Annotated in this window: 18 protein-coding genes; all 18 read right to left on the bottom strand. The window is 36.1% G+C overall.

Annotation, left to right across the window (positions count from 1 at the left end; translation table 11 throughout):
* Positions 1 to 24 precede the first annotated feature (24 nt).
* The gene (locus MKZ14_RS03250; RefSeq protein WP_333006447.1) at positions 25 to 414 is read right to left on the bottom strand and encodes a flagellar protein FlaG; all 390 of its coding nucleotides are present in this window, start codon (positions 412 to 414) and stop codon (positions 25 to 27) included.
* Positions 415 to 790: 376 nt separating this feature from the next.
* On the bottom strand, positions 791 to 2,569 hold the full coding sequence (locus tag MKZ14_RS03245; RefSeq protein ID WP_333006448.1) for a hypothetical protein: 1,779 nt from the start codon (positions 2,567 to 2,569) through the stop codon (positions 791 to 793).
* Positions 2,570 to 3,060: 491 nt separating this feature from the next.
* Positions 3,061 to 3,333, bottom strand: a complete 273-nt coding sequence (locus tag MKZ14_RS03240; RefSeq protein ID WP_333006449.1) for a hypothetical protein — start codon at positions 3,331 to 3,333, stop codon at positions 3,061 to 3,063.
* 622 nt (positions 3,334 to 3,955) lie between these two features.
* Entirely contained in the window at positions 3,956 to 5,170 is a 1,215-nt protein-coding gene (gene fliB / locus MKZ14_RS03235) for a flagellin lysine-N-methylase (protein WP_333006450.1), read from the bottom strand.
* A gap of 61 nt (positions 5,171 to 5,231) precedes the next feature.
* Complete coding sequence (locus tag MKZ14_RS03230; RefSeq protein ID WP_333006451.1) at positions 5,232 to 6,515, bottom strand: flagellin; 1,284 nt, start codon at positions 6,513 to 6,515, stop codon at positions 5,232 to 5,234.
* Positions 6,516 to 6,804: 289 nt separating this feature from the next.
* Entirely contained in the window at positions 6,805 to 7,566 is a 762-nt protein-coding gene (locus MKZ14_RS03225) for a DUF3226 domain-containing protein (RefSeq protein WP_333006452.1), read from the bottom strand.
* Position 7,567: 1 nt separating this feature from the next.
* Positions 7,568 to 8,644: an AAA family ATPase gene (locus MKZ14_RS03220; RefSeq protein WP_258860700.1), complete on the bottom strand. Its 1,077-nt coding sequence runs from the start codon at positions 8,642 to 8,644 to the stop codon at positions 7,568 to 7,570.
* A 125-nt stretch (positions 8,645 to 8,769) separates the two neighbouring features.
* Positions 8,770 to 8,988, bottom strand: coding sequence for a carbon storage regulator CsrA (gene csrA / locus MKZ14_RS03215; protein WP_333006453.1), 219 nt, complete (start codon positions 8,986 to 8,988; stop codon positions 8,770 to 8,772).
* Positions 8,988 to 9,431 carry a flagellar assembly protein FliW gene (gene fliW / locus MKZ14_RS03210; protein WP_259951066.1) on the bottom strand — a complete coding sequence of 148 codons (444 nt, stop codon included), beginning with the start codon at positions 9,429 to 9,431 and terminating at the stop codon, positions 8,988 to 8,990. The genes csrA and fliW overlap by 1 nt, the downstream gene beginning before the upstream one ends.
* Before the next feature lie 17 nt (positions 9,432 to 9,448).
* Positions 9,449 to 10,012 (bottom strand): DUF6470 family protein, encoded by a 564-nt coding sequence (locus MKZ14_RS03205; RefSeq protein ID WP_004227569.1) that lies wholly within the window; start codon positions 10,010 to 10,012, stop codon positions 9,449 to 9,451.
* A 140-nt stretch (positions 10,013 to 10,152) separates the two neighbouring features.
* On the bottom strand, positions 10,153 to 11,148 hold the full coding sequence (flgL, locus tag MKZ14_RS03200) for a flagellar hook-associated protein FlgL (RefSeq protein ID WP_333006455.1): 996 nt from the start codon (positions 11,146 to 11,148) through the stop codon (positions 10,153 to 10,155).
* Positions 11,149 to 11,175: 27 nt separating this feature from the next.
* A complete protein-coding gene (gene flgK, locus MKZ14_RS03195; protein WP_333006456.1) occupies positions 11,176 to 12,843 on the bottom strand; it encodes a flagellar hook-associated protein FlgK in 1,668 nt (555 codons plus the stop codon).
* 16 nt (positions 12,844 to 12,859) lie between these two features.
* Complete coding sequence (locus tag MKZ14_RS03190; protein ID WP_016994953.1) at positions 12,860 to 13,360, bottom strand: flagellar protein FlgN; 501 nt, start codon at positions 13,358 to 13,360, stop codon at positions 12,860 to 12,862.
* Between the two features lie 27 nt (positions 13,361 to 13,387).
* Positions 13,388 to 13,648, bottom strand: coding sequence for a flagellar biosynthesis anti-sigma factor FlgM (gene flgM, locus MKZ14_RS03185; RefSeq protein ID WP_016994952.1), 261 nt, complete (start codon positions 13,646 to 13,648; stop codon positions 13,388 to 13,390).
* A gap of 121 nt (positions 13,649 to 13,769) precedes the next feature.
* On the bottom strand, positions 13,770 to 14,183 hold the full coding sequence (locus MKZ14_RS03180) for a TIGR03826 family flagellar region protein (protein WP_016994951.1): 414 nt from the start codon (positions 14,181 to 14,183) through the stop codon (positions 13,770 to 13,772).
* A gap of 77 nt (positions 14,184 to 14,260) precedes the next feature.
* Positions 14,261 to 14,851 (bottom strand): ComF family protein, encoded by a 591-nt coding sequence (locus MKZ14_RS03175; RefSeq protein ID WP_258860705.1) that lies wholly within the window; start codon positions 14,849 to 14,851, stop codon positions 14,261 to 14,263.
* Entirely contained in the window at positions 14,848 to 16,233 is a 1,386-nt protein-coding gene (locus MKZ14_RS03170; protein ID WP_333006457.1) for a DEAD/DEAH box helicase, read from the bottom strand. The genes MKZ14_RS03175 and MKZ14_RS03170 overlap by 4 nt, the downstream gene beginning before the upstream one ends.
* 44 nt (positions 16,234 to 16,277) lie before the next feature.
* Positions 16,278 to 17,120, bottom strand: coding sequence for a DegV family protein (locus MKZ14_RS03165; protein ID WP_333006458.1), 843 nt, complete (start codon positions 17,118 to 17,120; stop codon positions 16,278 to 16,280).
* Positions 17,121 to 17,348: the final 228 nt, after the last annotated feature.

Below are 17,348 nucleotides of genomic sequence, written 5' to 3'. Positions count from 1 at the left end.
ATAGTCCTCCATTTTAAAATATAATTATATTTTTTCGTCTACAATCATCCCAAACAGCTTTTGCATTTCATAAAAAGCGTCTAGTAACTTTTTCGGTGGGATTTCTTTTAATACCTCATCAGTAGCACTATCTACTACAGTTACATAATAACGATCTAAACCCTCATGATACTTAAACTTTGCAGCGCTCTGATTTACTTCTAGCATTTTATTCATTTTATCGACAACTTCTTGTACTTTTGCTTTTGTTTCCTCATCATTGCTAAGTTGTTGTATTTGTTCAACAATTGGTGTAGCACTTTTCATTGTAGTGTCGCTTCCTTGCGTACCTACTTTCTCCACTGCTGTTGCATTAGAGGAGACTTGCTGTTGGATAGTTGCTGCACCAGTATCTGCATTTCCTGAAATTCGCATAATTTCATCCTCCTTGAATCTAATACAGATATGATTGTTACTAATATCGGATAAAAAGAAGAGAATTTCAGTTTTTTTAAAACAATACAGATAATAATAGAAGAAAGTTTGAAATTTTTCACATGGACAAGAGTAGACATTATCATATGGTAACTGTAGTTAGGTAATATGAAGAATGAATTTCTAACAAAAATTCGTTCTTTCTTCTAAAATTGGATAAAACGTTGGCTATGATACTCGAATTTGCTCGATCGACTTTAATTAAAGCTAATAATTTCTTTTTCTCAGGCAATATCAAAACATCGGTACTCACACCTCTCACTTCTAATAAAGCTCATTTCCCAACACTATTTGCACCGATATACCAGTTTGTAAATTAAAATTTAAAAGTTTTAGAAATCTTATAACAAGTATTTGAATGTACTTTATAACCTTTATGGTTCTCTAAAATATCCACATGCTTTTTCTTCGGATAGCCTCTACTTTTCTTACGATTTACGCAGGCAATCGCTTCACTGCAATGTACACTTCTGTCTGGTAAAGCAACACCTTCTACAGCTGCGCCGTGATGTGGCACGACAATTGTATTATAGAGTTTCATAAAAAGTTGCGGGAACTCTATGTATTCGCAGTCGCCAGGCAATAACATTGAATGCCCATTGTTTTTCACTTCTAATATTAGCCCTAAATTATTTAAATTATTGTACTTTGTTTTCCAGCTATAAGTATTTCCAATTGTCATCTTTTTTCCTGATTGATTCCCTTGTCCTTTTCCTAATACAAAATAATCGCTCTTAAAAATGACTGTTCCATTAAATGTATCTGCAGCAAAAACGGCATTAATATTGCTTTCTTTTGCTATATAAACTGCTAATCGTTTAGAAGATTCACTCGCAGTATCAATAATTTGTGGGACAATCCATGTTTTCTCATAATCGATATTACTGAATTTAGAAACACCTAAAATATGATCTAAATCCCAATGGGAGAGCATGATTAAATTTGATTTTTTAGCCTCTAATGCCGCCTGTTTTATCGCATCCTCATAAAGGGTACTTGTTTCAGTGATAGTAAATCCAATATCGAAGCACAATGAAAATATTTCATTCCCTTTGTCCATACCTTCCACTTGAATCCAATTGCCTTGACCTACTGAATAGATAATAACATTTATTTCTAAATCATTATATTGTGATAAATTTAAAGCTTGTTCAAATTGTTCCTTTACTTCATCCCCATTATTCACTATCCAGTTTTCCTGTTCTTGACTTAACAATTGATTAAAATGCTGTTCAATATCTGTAGAAGCCTTTTCTCCAAATATTAGTCGCCGTCCTTTACGTATGATAGGAGAAGCACTAAAAAGAAGTGTACCTTTAATCGTTTTTTCGTTAAATTCCCCCTGAACAGATGCATCAGTATAAAGACTTACGTTATACCATTTATTTCTCTCTAGCCCCAATTGTTCTATTTTTTTATCTGTTAAATGGAGTGGGATAAATTCATAAAAATATGGTCGATAATTCGGTAAGCGTGCATCATATTCGCCTAATAAATAACCAATATCCACTTGAAGCATCTTTTCGTTCGTTAAAGTAACAAAAATTTCCCCATCCTCTTCAACAATTTTGCCGTATGTTTTTTGATTTTGAATAGTGTCATTGCCGTATAAAACGACTTCCTTAAAGTCATTTACAATGCGATATGTTTCCAGAAAGAAATCCTTTGTATTGTCTACAATAGGAGTAGCATATGGATAATTATCATCTTTTGTCTGGAATAAAGAATATTTAACATCACCAACATACTTCCGCTTACTCTTTGCAAATAAATACTTTAAATGTTCTTCAGGCATTTCTGTTAGGTTAGATATTTTAATTGCAAAAGTAAACATTTTATCTATTAAATCTGGGAAGTGCTCCGTAAACTCATTTTTAGGGTAAAATTTTAGTATTTTACCGTAATGTAATGTTTTATTATAATAAAGAAAAACATATCTTGGTTCTTCTTTACAGGTCTGGGTTGTTTTTTCAGAAAGTAATAGATTGACCAGTACATACTGTACTGTTTGCTTTAACTGATTTTCACTTAATTTAACAATTCCCCCTCGATCATCTAGAAAACTATGGTAATTCTTAATAAATAAATGTTCCATCTTCCACCATCTACCTTTGCCCATATATTTACCTCATTATACTACGCAAAAAAGTTACAAATAAAAAGGGATATTGGATAAACCAACTCCCTCTAAAAATAACTAACTGTACTATATTGAAAAGCAATATCTTTATAAACGTTCTATCGAATTCATTTATTTGACTTAACATTAGCAAAAAATGGAAATATCTCTAATTGAAATTCTTTCATCTTTTGGAGTAGCGTGCTGTAATATTATGTGCACCTGCATACATTGTTGATAAGTAACCTCTGTGTGATCAAATATACTTTGAGCTTCTCATCTGTAGGTGATTCTGTTTGTAAATATAGAAAAGTTAATTTACAACATTTTAATTACTTATATGTATTTTGGCACCATAATCTGTTGTTCTAACGTGGCAATTATCCCCCCAATCCCCTCCAATTCCTAAATAAGCTTAATAGCACGATAAACACCAATTAAATAATTAAATAATGTCATCTAGCCATTTAAATCTGAACTTTTTTAAACGTCCATTCAGAAGCACTAGCAAAAAGTGGAGCAATCTCATTTGAAAATAAATCTGTTAATGCTTCTATATCACCTTTTTCCAATAGCCCATTTAAAATTGTTAGTCGTTCGATAACTTCCTGTATACGGCTATTAATAACGTAATGATTAGCTTGCATATGTTGCTGTACTGTTACTAACCATTCGAGCCCTTCACTAAAATCTGCAATCATTTGAAAGGCTTGTTCTAGATTGAAAAGGCTTGCAATCATTGGCAGCCGTCTTGTACTTTTACAACATAATCATAGTAAGATCAATGTGTATCTAGTAATAATTCATTCATTATTTTATCTCTCCCTTCACATTAAAATAGTGGCTATCCAGAAATATTCTTTCCCAGATATGGTACTTTTTTTTTCATGCAAAAGTTTTTCCCTCTAACTCTTTTTAATATCAACTAATGCTTCACTTTTATCGTCATTGTTTTCATTTTCATCCATTGGCTTTGGAAATAGTGAAATAAAGCGAGCTAGGGAAATAAGCGTCATAAAGACACCCATTAATGCTTGACTCTGTAAAACAATTAGCGTGAATATTGACCTTTAGTTAAGCTATACGTCACCACATGTGTAAAACTTCATATATGGTATCGTATGGTGTCATATCATTAATAAAATGGAATCAATACTTCACAATTATATTCTCATTATCAACATAGCTAATTACTACGAAGGTGAATGCTAAAAATGTATGCGTAATAACCCGAATGTCCCTTGTTGAGTTATTTTTTCTGGAATACATTTCTCCACTATAGTAAAAACACTTATCTACTTTAAAAATTCCAAAATAAATACCCAGTTTTCTACTAATAAAGACCTCTTTTAGCTACCGTTTTTATCCATTCATTTTAATATACGCAAATAAAAATGCTATCGTCTCCATATTAGATTCTTTAATTTTTTGACGTAATATGCCATAACTCTTATTATTATGAGCTACAGCCTTTGTATAGCTTTGAATCGCGAGCACTGCATCATCAGTCGTTAATTTTCCATTATAGGAGGCAATACCCATTAATAAAGCTTTAATCAGCTGATAATTAATAACAACATCTTCATATGCCTCCAATATTGTTTTGCCATTATACGGAAATACATTGGTAAAAATATAATGTACTACATAATTTTCTAAAATATAATGATGCTCTTGAATAAATTGCATGTAAACAGCTTGTGCAGCTATATATTTTTGTAAAGTTTCTTCTGCAATTTCCTTGTTCTCTAATGGACCTGTTTTTAAACCCCTAATAAATTGATTTACCACTCCCACATACCGTACATTAAACGAAAGCTCTTCTACCGTTGTACGAAGTAACTCTTTATGCATTTGGAGTTGAACTAGTTCATTTCCTTTTATTTGCATCACGGCTTCAATATATTGCGGTGTTAAAAAGCGTTGTTGCATCATCTGGATAATTTTCTCTGTATGTTCTAACGTTTTTGGCTGCTCATTTAGCTTTTCTGCTAATAAACCAAGTAACATCATACGTACATCCAATGAAATGCCCCGTTCCTGCAATAATGTAATCACAAATGTTCGAATAACCCATAAAATATCAACATGTTCTCCAGTTAAAATCGCTTTACTTTGAATACGCTCTGATGGTTTAGCTAATACTTCTTCAAATTCTATCCCTTCTTTTTGCAATAACAATGAGCGTACAGCTTCGGGACATGATAAGGTTAATGATTTCTCGATATACTGACCAATTTCTCGATGCTCCCTTGGATAAATAGCACATGTATTACATAAAGCACTTTCACCTAGCTCCTTATGAATTAAGCACCATTTGTTTTCATCTAAAAAGTGACATTCTTTTTGTTCATTCATTTTCATTCGCCCGTAGTTAGTAGCACCTGTTGCCTTTGAATTTTTTTGATAAGCCTTTTTGGCTAACGGTTTAATAACAGTGTTACTAGATGTTGTGACTTTCATAAAGCCTACACGGTCAATATCAACATTCCATATTCGACAACATGAATCCCCACAAGCTGCCCCTATACATTGAAATTGCTCTGTCCCTTTAGGAACTAACATTACTTTTTCCATTTCACCCCTCCTTCATAAAAAAAGCTTGAAGGTAAATACCTTCAAGCTCCTTGGTTAGGAATTAACCTAATAATTGTAATACGCCTTGTGGTTGTTGGTTTGCTTGCGCTAACATAGATTGAGCTGCTTGCATTAAGATATTGTTCTTAGTGAACTCCATCATTTCTTTTGCCATATCTGTATCACGGATACGAGATTCAGCAGCTGTTAAGTTTTCAGAAGCAGCACCTAAGTTATTAATTGTGTGTTCTAAACGGTTTTGAACCGCACCTAATGAAGATCGTTGTTCAGAAACTTGTTTAATTGCTGCATCAACAGCAGTAATAGTTCCCTTTGCCTGGTCACGAGTTGATACATCTACACCACCAACAATAAATTTAGATTTATCAGCTAATGCCTCTCCTAAACCTAAATCATTAGCTACTAATTCTAATGTTTCTTTATTACCGTCTTTATCAATTACATCAATTTTTACTTTTTTACCAGTTGTATCAAATTCGCCGACTTTCACACCATCTTTAAGAACATTTGTACCACTTACTTCATAAGTACCAGCAGCTAATTTTTTCACATCATCTGATGCTGCTTTACGTAACTCAGCTTTGCCGTCTTTTACAATAATTGTATCACCAGCTGCTAAGTCTTTCACTGCTGTAGCACTCTTATTGATATCAGTAAATGCAATTTCTGTTGTAGTCGTATGTCCTAAAGTAACTTTATTAGTACTAACTTTACCTACGACTTGACCATTTGCATCCACTAAATCTGTACCTTTTACTGTATAAGTACCATCGTTCAAACCTGTAGCACTAATATCTTTAGAAACTACTGTAGTATTAGTTAAGCCTAAAGCTGCTGCATTCATATTACCAATGTTCATAGCCATATCTTGGTTTTCATTCGCACCAATTTGGAATTTACCTGAGAATGAACCATCAAGTAATTTTTGAGTATTAAACTCAGTTGTATTTGAAATACGATCAATTTCTTTTGTTAATTGCTCAATTTCTTGTTGGATTGCATCACGGTCAAGGTTAACGTTTGTATCACTTGAAGATTGAACTGCTAATTCACGCATACGTTGTAGAATTGAGTGTGTTTCGTTTAATGCACCCTCAGCAGTTTGGATTAAAGAAATTGCATCTTGAGAGTTTTTCGTAGCCATGTCAAGACCACGGATTTGTCCGCGCATTTTTTCAGAGATTGCTAAACCAGCAGCATCGTCACCAGCACGGTTGATTTTGAAACCAGAAGATAATTTCTCAAGGTTTTTTGAAGCTTGAGTGTTGTTTGCACCTAAGTTACGGTGTGCATTTAATGCAGAAATGTTGTGTTGAATTCTCATTTGGAATTCCTCCTTGAATTGTTTTTTGTATCACCCACGTCCTTGTGGGAGAGTTTGGTATCAGTAGTTATATACTACTTCTGCCTTACACCTTATATATCGTAAGGCGTTTTAAATGTTTAATAGTTTTTATAAACTTTTTTATTTTTATTTTTTACTATTTTAAGTGTTTTCAAATTGTAACAAACACTGGGGTGGTAAGGTTTTTGACGTTATTCTCTACTTTTAAGCTGATTATTATTTGTCCAAACTGTGAAAATGGTATAAAACTATCGAGTAGTTCTATGCACTATTCGTCTAATAAACTTGTTAGAAAGTTTCTAAGTTGTGATTGGCTGTGGGATTCAGTTGTTTTAGCACTAATCCATTCGTTGTCTTGAATTGATACTTGATTTGCTTTTCCAGGCTTTAGTGCATTTGCCATAACACCAAATAATACTTTTGGTTCACTTGATATTTTCCATCGTTTGCGATAAGTTGATGAAATACTGTCTACATATGCTTGGGCATTTTCCATTAGATCTGGATAAACAATGCTTCCACCCTCTAATAATAAATTTTCCAATGTACCCTCATGTTCATTATTAGGGAATATATAGACACCGAAAGCAGGATTTTCAGTCGTCACTTCTCCAAATTTAGCAGTCTTAAAAATAAAATGATATTCTTCATCGACCTCAGTTATTAGGCGTTGCTTCAAGTGATCGAAGCAATCCTTTGCTGTTTTTGTATCAGCATCACAAAAAATAGCGATACCTGCTAATTGTTCGTACTCAAGGTTTAAAAGGCTATCAAAAGCTTTTGTAATGCCTGAATCACCCCCAGCTGTTTGGATAGCAATAGCATAATCATCATTTTCATAAAACATTGGCACAGGCATGCGCATCAATAAATCACCGTTAAACGGAAAACTTCTAGGAATAAGCCTCTGCCAATATGAATCTACTTGTTCTATATTCCGAATGAGTGGAATATTTCTTTCTAGTAGGTAACGCCCTAAAGCTGCTGAATCATGGACACCCTCAACAATAAAATAGTAATATTTTTTCATGTTAACGCACATCCTGTCCAAGCTCGTATCTTAATACTTTTAACTTTTCACCTGAGAAATATTTTACTTGCTTTTTATTATTAGCTTCGCCTAAACGATACACAGATAATTGATTGGAATCTCCTTCAGTCGCCTTTAACATTCCGTCTAATGCCTCTAAACTATGGGTTGTAGCAAATAATTGCACATCATGCTTGTAACATATTTGAGCTAACCAAGTAAAAAACACTGGAATCATTTTTGTGTGAATGCCTGTTTCGATTTCATCAATTAGCAGAACGCCACCTTTGAAGCGAATGATCTGTGAAGCAATAATAAGTGCCTTTCTCACACCATCGCCAAATATTGAAATTGGCACTAAACCAAGATCGTCGTGTTGAATATAAGGGATTGGCTTCGGAGACTTCTGTGAGCCATTTTGCATTAGCAACTCAATACCTTTAATATTGTTATCAAACTGACGTAGAGCCTCAATTAACGCGGGACGTTCTCCGCCTTTCACAAGATCATCAATTATATATGGGGACAACGGTTCAACACGATGATGAATAGCTGAGATAAAATGACAATCAAATAAATTTTTTTGTTTTTCTAAAACTTCTGTTGTTTTATCAGTTGAATTAATAAACTCATGTTGAATATTCACTTTCTCCTGCTTGTTGCCAGTCTCTTCTATTTTAATAAACTGATCCTTCACTACTCGTTCTTTTATATCATACTCATCGGAACTTCCACTCAATACAATATACTCTTTTTCCTCTAAGGAACATTGAATACTTTTATTAGCACCATCTAAACTGTAGCTTATGTTAATTGGCTCTGTTGTTTTGTTAAATAGCCAACTAATTAATTCTTCTGTAGAAGTTGCACGCTCCATAATATATTGCTCGCGCATTTTTGCTAATCGTAAAAAACCTTGTTTTGTTGAGTAATTAGCAAGTAAATAAATGGCTTCAAGCAAAGATGTTTTCCCCGTGTTATTTTCCCCTACAAATAAATTGATTTTAGAAAAATTTTTAAGCGAAATATCTGACAATCCTCGAAAACTGAGTATCTGCATAGCATTTAACTTACTCATATTGATCTCCCCCTTTACATGAGTATTTTTCAGTCTAACCTTCTTTTTATAACTATACACTTTCTTTTCATGTTCTAAAACCAATTAAAAAGATGTCTATAAACTATCTAGACACCTTCTAACCGTTATTTCCGTTTTAGTTTTTCTAATAAATCTTTTGGGGTAGCAAGCGCTTCTCTATTTTGCTCCTGTATTGCCTTGAATACTTCCGAACGATGAACTTTGACGGATCTTGGTGCCACGATGCCAAGCTTTATTTGATCACCCTCGACCGCAAGTATCTTGACTTCAATTTGGTCGCCAACCATGATGGATTCGCCTTTTTTTCTAGATAATACAAGCATTACTTGGCACTTCCTTCCGCAGCACCGATTGGATAGCGTAATGGATAGCTTGCACTATCTTGTAACACAATTTGTTTTCCAAGTTTTTTTACTGTATTTATGACAACTGGAGCTAGTAAATTCATTGTAGATTCTTGGAACGTTTCTTTTAATGTCAAAATTGTGTATGGTACAATATCATCTTCTTTTTCGATTTGCAAATCCTCTTTAACTTCCTCATCAATTTCGAATTCATAGTCCTTTTTAAAGGCAAATGGATAAGCGAGCACAAAGCCAAGTTCTTGTTGTTCAACAGATTGCAAGACTACTAATGGTAAATCCGCATCGAGAGGTAACAAGACGAATTTACGAGCATTTTGGAAGCCTGGCAGTCCTGTTTCAAATGTTAAGATGTCTTGTTCATTAATTTCAACTGTTCCTAAAAATTTTGTTTCAATCTCCATTTAGATTACTCTCTCCTTTAACCAATTACATCAATGTCAACATTTGGTCTTTGTACCATTGTACCAGTTACTTTCCCTGGTGTGTATTCGTAGATTGGTTTGTTCACCTTTGCGTCAATTATTGGCTCTCTCCGCTCAATATTGACATCTGTTGTACCAGGAGTATAGTCGATTTTTACAGAGCCTATGGATGGTACGAATTTGATATTGAACGGTACACGATGGGGCCCATGATTTTGTTTAGCAATATTTTGCATAATAGCTCGTCCTTGACCTTTCCCAGCTGACATCATTATTTGTCGCCCTTCATTTACTCGTCTCTCAATACCACTTAGAGCAGTCTGTTGACCTTCTTTAGCAGCATTTTTAGTCGCTTCAATTGGTCCAATTAACCCTAAATCTCTCCTCGCTTGTGAGGAATCTATTTTTAAAACTCCTCTTGTTGTATGAATCTCCAAGATAGCGGCTGGTTGTTCAATATGCAGAGTAGCCTCTGGTTGTTCAATGTGTTGTTGTGGTTTTCCTATATGAAGGTCTAATTTGGCATCTGTTGTACGAATTTGAATTTGAGGGAGTCTCATTTTACCTCTCCTTTCAATAAAAGCGTCTGAACGAATTGTCCAAACGCTTTCCTTCTTCATTTATAAAATTTGTTCGCTATACCTATATCACTTTGTTTTTCCCTATAATCTCTTGATTTTCAGATTATGACTAGTGAGTATTATCTAATAAAATCTACTAGAGTTTGCTGAATAATTCTTGCGCCTACAGATAATGCGGCCTGATGAATAGACTCTGAAGTGACCATTTCCGTTATCGCTTTTGAATAATCAACATCTTCATTGTTTGATAATTGTTTAGTTACGCTAATTTCCCGAAGCGACAAGCGGTTTTCCATTAATTCAACACGATTTTGGCGTGCCCCCATATCGGCCTGCGTCTCCAGGATTTTATTGTGTATATTTGTTATATCATCCGATTTACTATTGGAAGTAAAACCACCTAATGCTTTACTAATTTCTTCGCTAGTCGCTGGTCCAGGTACTCTTTCAGGATCCAATAAGTTTGATATTTTCCCCATTAATGAATCAATATTGCCAAATAAATCAGCACCAGGTGCATTCACCTGCAATTGAATCCCATCATAGACCTCAATTTGTACATCAGCATTCGGTGCTGTTAATTTATCAGCAGCAGTAGAAATAATATTTGTTCCATCGTAAAGTTGATAATCCGCATTAATTATTTTTGAACCATCAGCATTTGGGGGAGTCGCATCTACAAATAAAGGTTTATCCGTATTCGTACCACTGAAAATATAACGGTCACCAATTTTTGTATTCGACACATCCTGAATCTGTTGGCGAATTTGATCAATTTCTGTCTTAATTTTTGCACGCTCATCAGGTGTATTTGTATCATTGGCTGCTTGAATCACAAGTTCACGAACACGCTTCATTTGTTCACCTACTTGGTTCAGTGACTCATCGGTTGTATCTATCCAGTTATTGACCTCATTCATATTTCGTGTATATTGTTCAACTCGTCCCAAATCCCGACGATAGCCCATTCCCTTTACAGCAATAACAGGATCATCAGAGGGTCTAGTAATTTTTGTACCTGAATTAATTTGGTCTTGTAGTTTAGACATTCTGCCATAGCTTCTGTTTAGGTTAAGCAGCATGTTATTTGATAGCATCGTTTGTGTCACACGCATGTTAGGAAAAACCCCTTTCTAGTAATTTTATAGTCCAACACGGCCCATACCATTGATAATTTTATCTAAAGTTTCATCGACAACTGTAATCATACGCGCATTTGCATTGTACGCCTGTTGGAACGTAATCATATTCGTCATTTCTTCATCTAAGGACACCGAGCTGACAGATGCGCGGTTATAAGTTATTGATAATAAAAGGTTTTCAGAGGTTTTATTTAATTGATAGGCTTCTTCACCGTCTGTACCCAATTTTCCAATCATTCCTTGATAGAAAGAGTTGAAAGTTGCGCTATCAAGATGCTCTGTTGAAGGTGGAACTACAACAGTATTTGCACCAACTGTAATTGTAAATCCTCCAGCACCAATTGCTTTTGATTGTAAATTGGCTAGCTCAATTGCCCATTTACCATTACCTACTTCATTAGGAGCAGAAGAAGCAGCTAGTTTCGAAGAATCTTTCGTAAATTCTTCATTGATTTTAATATTGCTAGCATTAATTGTTGTAGAGCCATCCATCGTTTCAAAGAAGTTTAATCCATTTTGTACACCTGTCAAATCATAGCCTGCCTTATGTACTGCGTTAAATGTATTAGCAAAGGTAGAAGCTAGTTTATCCAAATTTGCTAATGCTTCTGGATAGTAACCTTTTATACCTGAAAAAGCACCTCCCGCGTCATATTCAGCATATCCGTACGAATTAATAAGTGATAGTAGTTTACCTTTTCCAGGCTCAAGTTCATTATATTTAATTGATTCCAATCCTACAGCATCAGCAGCAGGCTTTGTTGGTGGTTCACCTAGCTTGGAAATTTTTATTTCCTGAAAAACCTTTGTTAAATCATTGCCATCAATACTTGCTACAGTACCTGTTGTATCTGTTCCCGTAGTAGTTAATGCTGCATATTCTCTACCATTAACTAATTCTATTGGCGTACCTGATGGATACGGCTTAAACTTTATTGTTAGACTACCCTCAGCCACCTCACTAGCAATCCCACCTGAAGGAACACGTTCAATCGTTACTGGTATATAGCTATTTAGTTCATCAATTAACACATCACGCGCATCATACAAATCATTAGGAACATGCCCATTTGGCTCAACCTCTTGTATTTGCTTATTAATCGATGCAATTCTCTTTAATATAGAATTAATACGATCTGTAGATACATTAATTTCGTTTCCTAAATTACCTTGTATTGTTTTTATCTGCGTGTCCATATAATTAAATGATTGTGCAAGATGTTTTGCTCGTTCAATCGCTACTTTTCTGGAAGAAGCATTTTCTGGATTAGTACTAACATCCTCTAGCCCCTTCCAAAATTGCTCTAATGCTGCATTTAAGCCAAATTGGGATGGCTCATCCATAATATCTTCCATTTGTGAAATCGCATTGGAACGGGCTTCCCAATAGCCAAATTTATTCGTTTCTTGACGATATTGACGATCAATAAATTCATCGCGTATACGTTGAATTGAGCCTGCTTCTACACCTGTTCCAAGATGTCCAGGATAAGTGGGCTGATTTAATCCAGCCGTTGGGAAACCTGGTGTTGCCTGCATATTTACTCGTTGACGAGAGTAGCCTAGTGTGTTGGCGTTGGAAATATTATGACCAGTTGTGTATAAAGCAGTTTGCTGTGTGAAGAGGCCACGTTTACTAGCTTCTAAGCCCATAAATGTTGAGCGCATTTTTCTTCCTCCCTTGTTATGCTTGTGAATCGAAATATGATTTTTTAGCTATGGTATTAGTTCCACGTACTTCGTTGCTGGAATAGTTCATTTGCTCTGTACGGGGTCTTACTGCATCTAATGTTAGGTTGACGATTTGTAATGATTGGAAAACGAGTTTTTGATTTAGATCATTTTGTTTTCGTAGGTCATTGATAATTTGCATTAAACGTTCGCGAACTGCTGAAAGTGTTGCTTTGTCTGCTTGTTGTTCAGCAGCCTCGATGACATCCGCGACAGTTGTTTTGTCAGATGAAGCAAGTCCCTTTGCTTCAAGGTAGTCCGTTACCTGTTTCTGACGCTGTTGCTCGAGCTTATCGATGGCCGCTACATGTGCCTGCTCGTCCTTGAGCAATTGGTCTAAAGCTTCGATATCGCCACTTTTAATAATTTCTGTTTTTTTAAAGGCTAGTTCGAGTAAGCTTTTATGCATTCTCTCTAGCATTGTTAGTGTAGAACTAATTGCTTCTACAGACATATCGTTATACACCCTTTCTGCTATTCCCTAGAAACGATAATATTTCAGCATATCCTCTGCCACTTTACGAGCGTCTACTTTGTATTCACCAGAAGCGATATCCTTTTTCAATTGTTGAACATGGTTTGCTCGCTCTGTACTGTATGTTGAAACCCCTTGCATTTCCTGCGCAGCCTTTGAAATTTCAATTTTATCGGCGAAAGATGCCTTGTTTGTATTTGATTTTGCATTGCGTACTTGGTTTTTATAGGCGTTTACTGCATTAACTCCATAAGATGTAATTTTCATTTCAATACCCCCCATCTCTAAATCCTATCTTACTATTATTTCGGATTGTCTCACATAATGTTAAGTTTTCACATAGAAAAAAGTGTGCTAATTTTGTTTAAAATTAACACACTTAGCGTAATTAACGTTTACGTTCTGAGTGATAGGTTACACGGTCACGTTCTTCAACACTTTGGCGAAACTCTTTGGCAGCTTCAAATGTCCGTAAGTCTGCTTTTAATTCATCTTGACATTTCGAGCAGAGCTTTCCTGTAGTCGTTAGATGACCACAGTTATCACATGGATAGCCTAGGTTTGGAAACATAGCTGGCTGTAAACGGCCTTTACGAACCCATTTAAACAGTAAGTCTTTATCTGCCCCCGTTGCTTCCACAATTCGTTCTACTGTTGCCGCACGGTTTTCACGTTTACGTAAGAAACGATAAACGATTTGATAAAGCTCCTCCTCTGATTGTGCACACTTATGACACACTTCTCGGACTCCCGTATAATTAAAAAATTCATTACATTTCGGACAATTACGAACCTCTGCCATTGGCCTTCCTCCTCTTTCTAGAAAACTTATCTACGAATGCTGTCTCATTAACTATTATACATAATGTATTGGTATTTTCATCCTTCAATTAATGTGAAGTATTGGACATTTTTAGCACCCGATTGCATTAAAACATGTTCAGCATGCTGTAAAGTTGTCCCCGTAGTTTTTATATCGTCAAAAAGAAGATAATTTTTATGTTCGACTTGTGCACCCTCCTTTAAGCGAAAAAGTGGAGCTGCTTGTATACGTTGCTCTCTATTTTTGGAGCTTTGGGTTTCTGTCGTTGTCTTTTCTAATAATTGTATAAAAGGAATATGCGCTGCCTTTAATAGTTCATCAGTATGCGAGAATGTACGCTCCTGTTGTTTGAGAGGGTGCATTGGAATGGGTAGAATTATCGCTTTTTCTTTGGTGAGACGATTATGAAGCTCCTGCCGAAATACCTTTGCAAGAGCCACATCTTGAAGAAACTTTAACTGGTGTAAGTAATCCTTCATCGCCTCATTATATTGATAAAGGGATGTAGCAGATTGAGAAGGCACAAAACGAGCAGCACATCTTTCACATATAGTCTGCGAGAATTGCTTGGTTAGAATCATTTTCCAGGAAATAGTTATTTTTAACGGCTGGGTGCACATTAAACAATGAGATTCTATTTTATTCATTCAGAAAATCCCTTCTTATTATAAAATTGAATTTTTGCGCATGCCTCATCCATCTCTGCCGTGATGCCGTGATGAAAGAATAAGACCTCCCCATCTGGAAATTGAACATCTCGTCCAACTCGGCCTGCAATCTGAATGAGGGCATTGGCGGTAAATATCAATGATTCTGCCCCAATAACAGCCACCTGTACTTTGCTGATTGTAATGCCTCTTTCTAATATCGTAGTGGTTAATAAGCCCGGAACTTCTTTATTTCGTAGCTTTAACACCTTCTCCTTCCGCTCAGGGTCAGCTGCATGTACAGCTAATATGTCTTCATTTAACTCTTGAACAAGAGGTGTTGCACGTTTCATTAAATCAATTGTCGGGAAAAATAGTAAAAAGGGGTCCTTTTGATGTAAGCGCTCCTCCACCCACTTTTTTAACCTTTTAGGGATTTTACCTCGCTTGAAGCATTTTTCATAGCCCCATAAAGAACGCACTTGTGGGACTGGTAATGGATGATTATGATAGCGTTTTGGAATAAAAGAGTAGCTTTCTTGCTGGAAAGTATGGCGTAATGCTGCTGATGGGGTTGCTGTCACAAATACCAGAGGAGCCTTTTCCTTTTTAGCCTTTTCTACTGCTCTTTGAAGGGTTTCATCAAATGTATAAGGAAAAGCATCTGCCTCATCTACAATAATGACATCAAATGCCTTCTCAAATCGATAGAGCTGATGGGTTGTTGCTATAACAAGCTGTGCATAGCCATTTTGGTAAGGTGCTCCACCGTATAAAGCATGAATGGTTGTTTCAGGAAAAGCCTGTTGAAAGCGTGGATACAGTTCTAACACTACATCTGTCCGTGGTGTAGCAATACAAACTCGTAGCCCTCGCTTTAATGCATCATACACAGATGGGAAAAGTAGCTCTGTTTTGCCTGCACCGCAAACTGCATGAATTAAATGCGAGCGTTTTGCTTTCACACTTGTTAAGGTTTCATTTGCTGCCTGTTGCTGGAGTTCGGTGTATTGTCCTGCCCATTTTAATGAATGCTTGTTAAATTTTATCGCCTTGGGGCCTGTCCAAATCATCAATTGTGTACAGCTACTGACTCTCCCCATCTTTATACAGTGTCGGCAGTAGACACATTGTTGCTGACATTTTGAGCAATCGAATTGTGTGAATAAATGTGGGACTGTATTGTGACAACGATTGCATTTTATAGCTGGCTTCATTTGAATTCCTTCTATTATACTGACGTATTTTCGCTGTATCGCTTTCTCAAGATCTACGGATGAAAATGGAGAATGATCTTTTAACCAAATACGCCCTTCATGAAAATCACGTAATGCTGGTGGTAACAACCAACCCCTATACCTCATTACATTCTCTCCCTTCATAGAAAAAAGTCTCTACTTTGGCTGTAGAGACTTCTGACAATTCGTTATTTTTTTGTCCATCCTAAGCCCATCGACCCTTCACCTAAATGAGTACCGATAACAGGGCCAAAATAGCTCAATTTAAAGTTCACGTTCGGGTACGTTGCGGCTAATTGCTCTAGCCATTCTTGCGCTTCAGCAGGGCAATTGCCGTGAATGACAACAGCGTCCATCGCTTCATACTTTTTGGCATCCTCTGCTAGCAATTCTTCAGCACGCTTTAATGCCTTTTTACGTGTTCGGATTTTTTCGAAAGGTACAATTACCTTGTCCACGAAATGTAAAACAGGCTTTACTTGCAATAAACCACCAATTAATGCTGCGGCAGAAGATAAACGCCCACCACGCTGTAAATGTGCTAAGTCGTCTACGATGAAGTAAGCTCTGATATACTGTTGCATGTCCGCTAATGCTGCAAGTATGTCTTTCGCTGAATAGCCCTCTTTCGCCATTTCAGCCGCTTTTAAAACGTAAAAGCCTTGAACAGCACAGGATATTTCACTGTCGAAGGTATAAACATTAATGCCTTCCACCATTTCACCAGCCTGTACTGCACCTTGGTATGTTCCACTAATACCGCTCGATAAATGGATAGAAATTACCTCATCGTAATCCTTTGCTAGCTCATCAAAAAGAGCGACAAATTCTCCGATTGGAGGCTGTGTTGTTTTGGGGAATTCTTTGGCACCACGCACCTTATCATAAAATTCAGATGCTGTAATATCTACCTCTTCTGCAAATAATTGACCTGAGATATTGACACTTAAAGGTATCATGTGAATGTTTAAGCGTGCACGTTCCTCAGCTGTAATATATGCAGTACTATCTGTTACGATTGCCGTCCTCATCCATGTCCACTCTCCTATGATTCTTAGTTTACAATCTATTTCTTATTGGTGCAATTGTTGTTGCCATCACTTTGCTTTCACACAAACTACGAAAAACAAAAAGAAATGAATGTGAAATGAATGACGAACGCCGAATTCACGTTCTCGCCCTTCTAGAGTTGTGCTAGTAAGCTAGCTTCCATTTCACATTCATTGTCTATGTATAATAGGCATATCTTCACTCAATTC

The sequence above is a fragment of the Lysinibacillus sp. FSL P2-0066 genome, assembly GCF_037969495.1.
Taxonomy (GTDB): Bacteria; Bacillota; Bacilli; order Bacillales_A; family Planococcaceae; genus Lysinibacillus; species Lysinibacillus boronitolerans.
Note: the sequence above shows the minus strand (reverse complement) of the source record. Positions and strands in the feature narration are given on the sequence as shown.

Excerpts from the sequence above, each read along its gene's own strand:
- MKZ14_RS03245 (WP_333006448.1), bottom strand. The coding sequence starts at position 2,569 with ATGGAACATTTATTTATTAAGAATTACCATAGTTTTCTAGATGATCGA.
- MKZ14_RS03225 (WP_333006452.1), bottom strand. The coding sequence starts at position 7,566 with ATGAAAAAATATTACTATTTTATTGTTGAGGGTGTCCATGATTCAGCA.
- MKZ14_RS03250 (WP_333006447.1), bottom strand. The coding sequence starts at position 414 with ATGCGAATTTCAGGAAATGCAGATACTGGTGCAGCAACTATCCAACAG.
- fliB (WP_333006450.1), bottom strand. The coding sequence starts at position 5,170 with ATGGAAAAAGTAATGTTAGTTCCTAAAGGGACAGAGCAATTTCAATGT.
- MKZ14_RS03180 (WP_016994951.1), bottom strand. The coding sequence starts at position 14,183 with ATGGCAGAGGTTCGTAATTGTCCGAAATGTAATGAATTTTTTAATTAT.
- MKZ14_RS03205 (WP_004227569.1), bottom strand. The coding sequence starts at position 10,012 with ATGAGACTCCCTCAAATTCAAATTCGTACAACAGATGCCAAATTAGAC.
- fliW (WP_259951066.1), bottom strand. The coding sequence starts at position 9,431 with ATGGAGATTGAAACAAAATTTTTAGGAACAGTTGAAATTAATGAACAA.
- csrA (WP_333006453.1), bottom strand. The coding sequence starts at position 8,988 with ATGCTTGTATTATCTAGAAAAAAAGGCGAATCCATCATGGTTGGCGAC.
- MKZ14_RS03165 (WP_333006458.1), bottom strand. The coding sequence starts at position 17,120 with ATGAGGACGGCAATCGTAACAGATAGTACTGCATATATTACAGCTGAG.
- MKZ14_RS03230 (WP_333006451.1), bottom strand. The coding sequence starts at position 6,515 with ATGAGAATTCAACACAACATTTCTGCATTAAATGCACACCGTAACTTA.
- MKZ14_RS03170 (WP_333006457.1), bottom strand. The coding sequence starts at position 16,233 with ATGAAGGGAGAGAATGTAATGAGGTATAGGGGTTGGTTGTTACCACCA.
- flgM (WP_016994952.1), bottom strand. The coding sequence starts at position 13,648 with ATGAAAATTACATCTTATGGAGTTAATGCAGTAAACGCCTATAAAAAC.
- MKZ14_RS03240 (WP_333006449.1), bottom strand. The coding sequence starts at position 3,333 with ATGATTGCAAGCCTTTTCAATCTAGAACAAGCCTTTCAAATGATTGCA.
- MKZ14_RS03220 (WP_258860700.1), bottom strand. The coding sequence starts at position 8,644 with ATGAGTAAGTTAAATGCTATGCAGATACTCAGTTTTCGAGGATTGTCA.
- MKZ14_RS03175 (WP_258860705.1), bottom strand. The coding sequence starts at position 14,851 with ATGAATAAAATAGAATCTCATTGTTTAATGTGCACCCAGCCGTTAAAA.
- flgK (WP_333006456.1), bottom strand. The coding sequence starts at position 12,843 with ATGCGCTCAACATTTATGGGCTTAGAAGCTAGTAAACGTGGCCTCTTC.
- flgL (WP_333006455.1), bottom strand. The coding sequence starts at position 11,148 with ATGCGTGTGACACAAACGATGCTATCAAATAACATGCTGCTTAACCTA.
- MKZ14_RS03190 (WP_016994953.1), bottom strand. The coding sequence starts at position 13,360 with ATGTCTGTAGAAGCAATTAGTTCTACACTAACAATGCTAGAGAGAATG.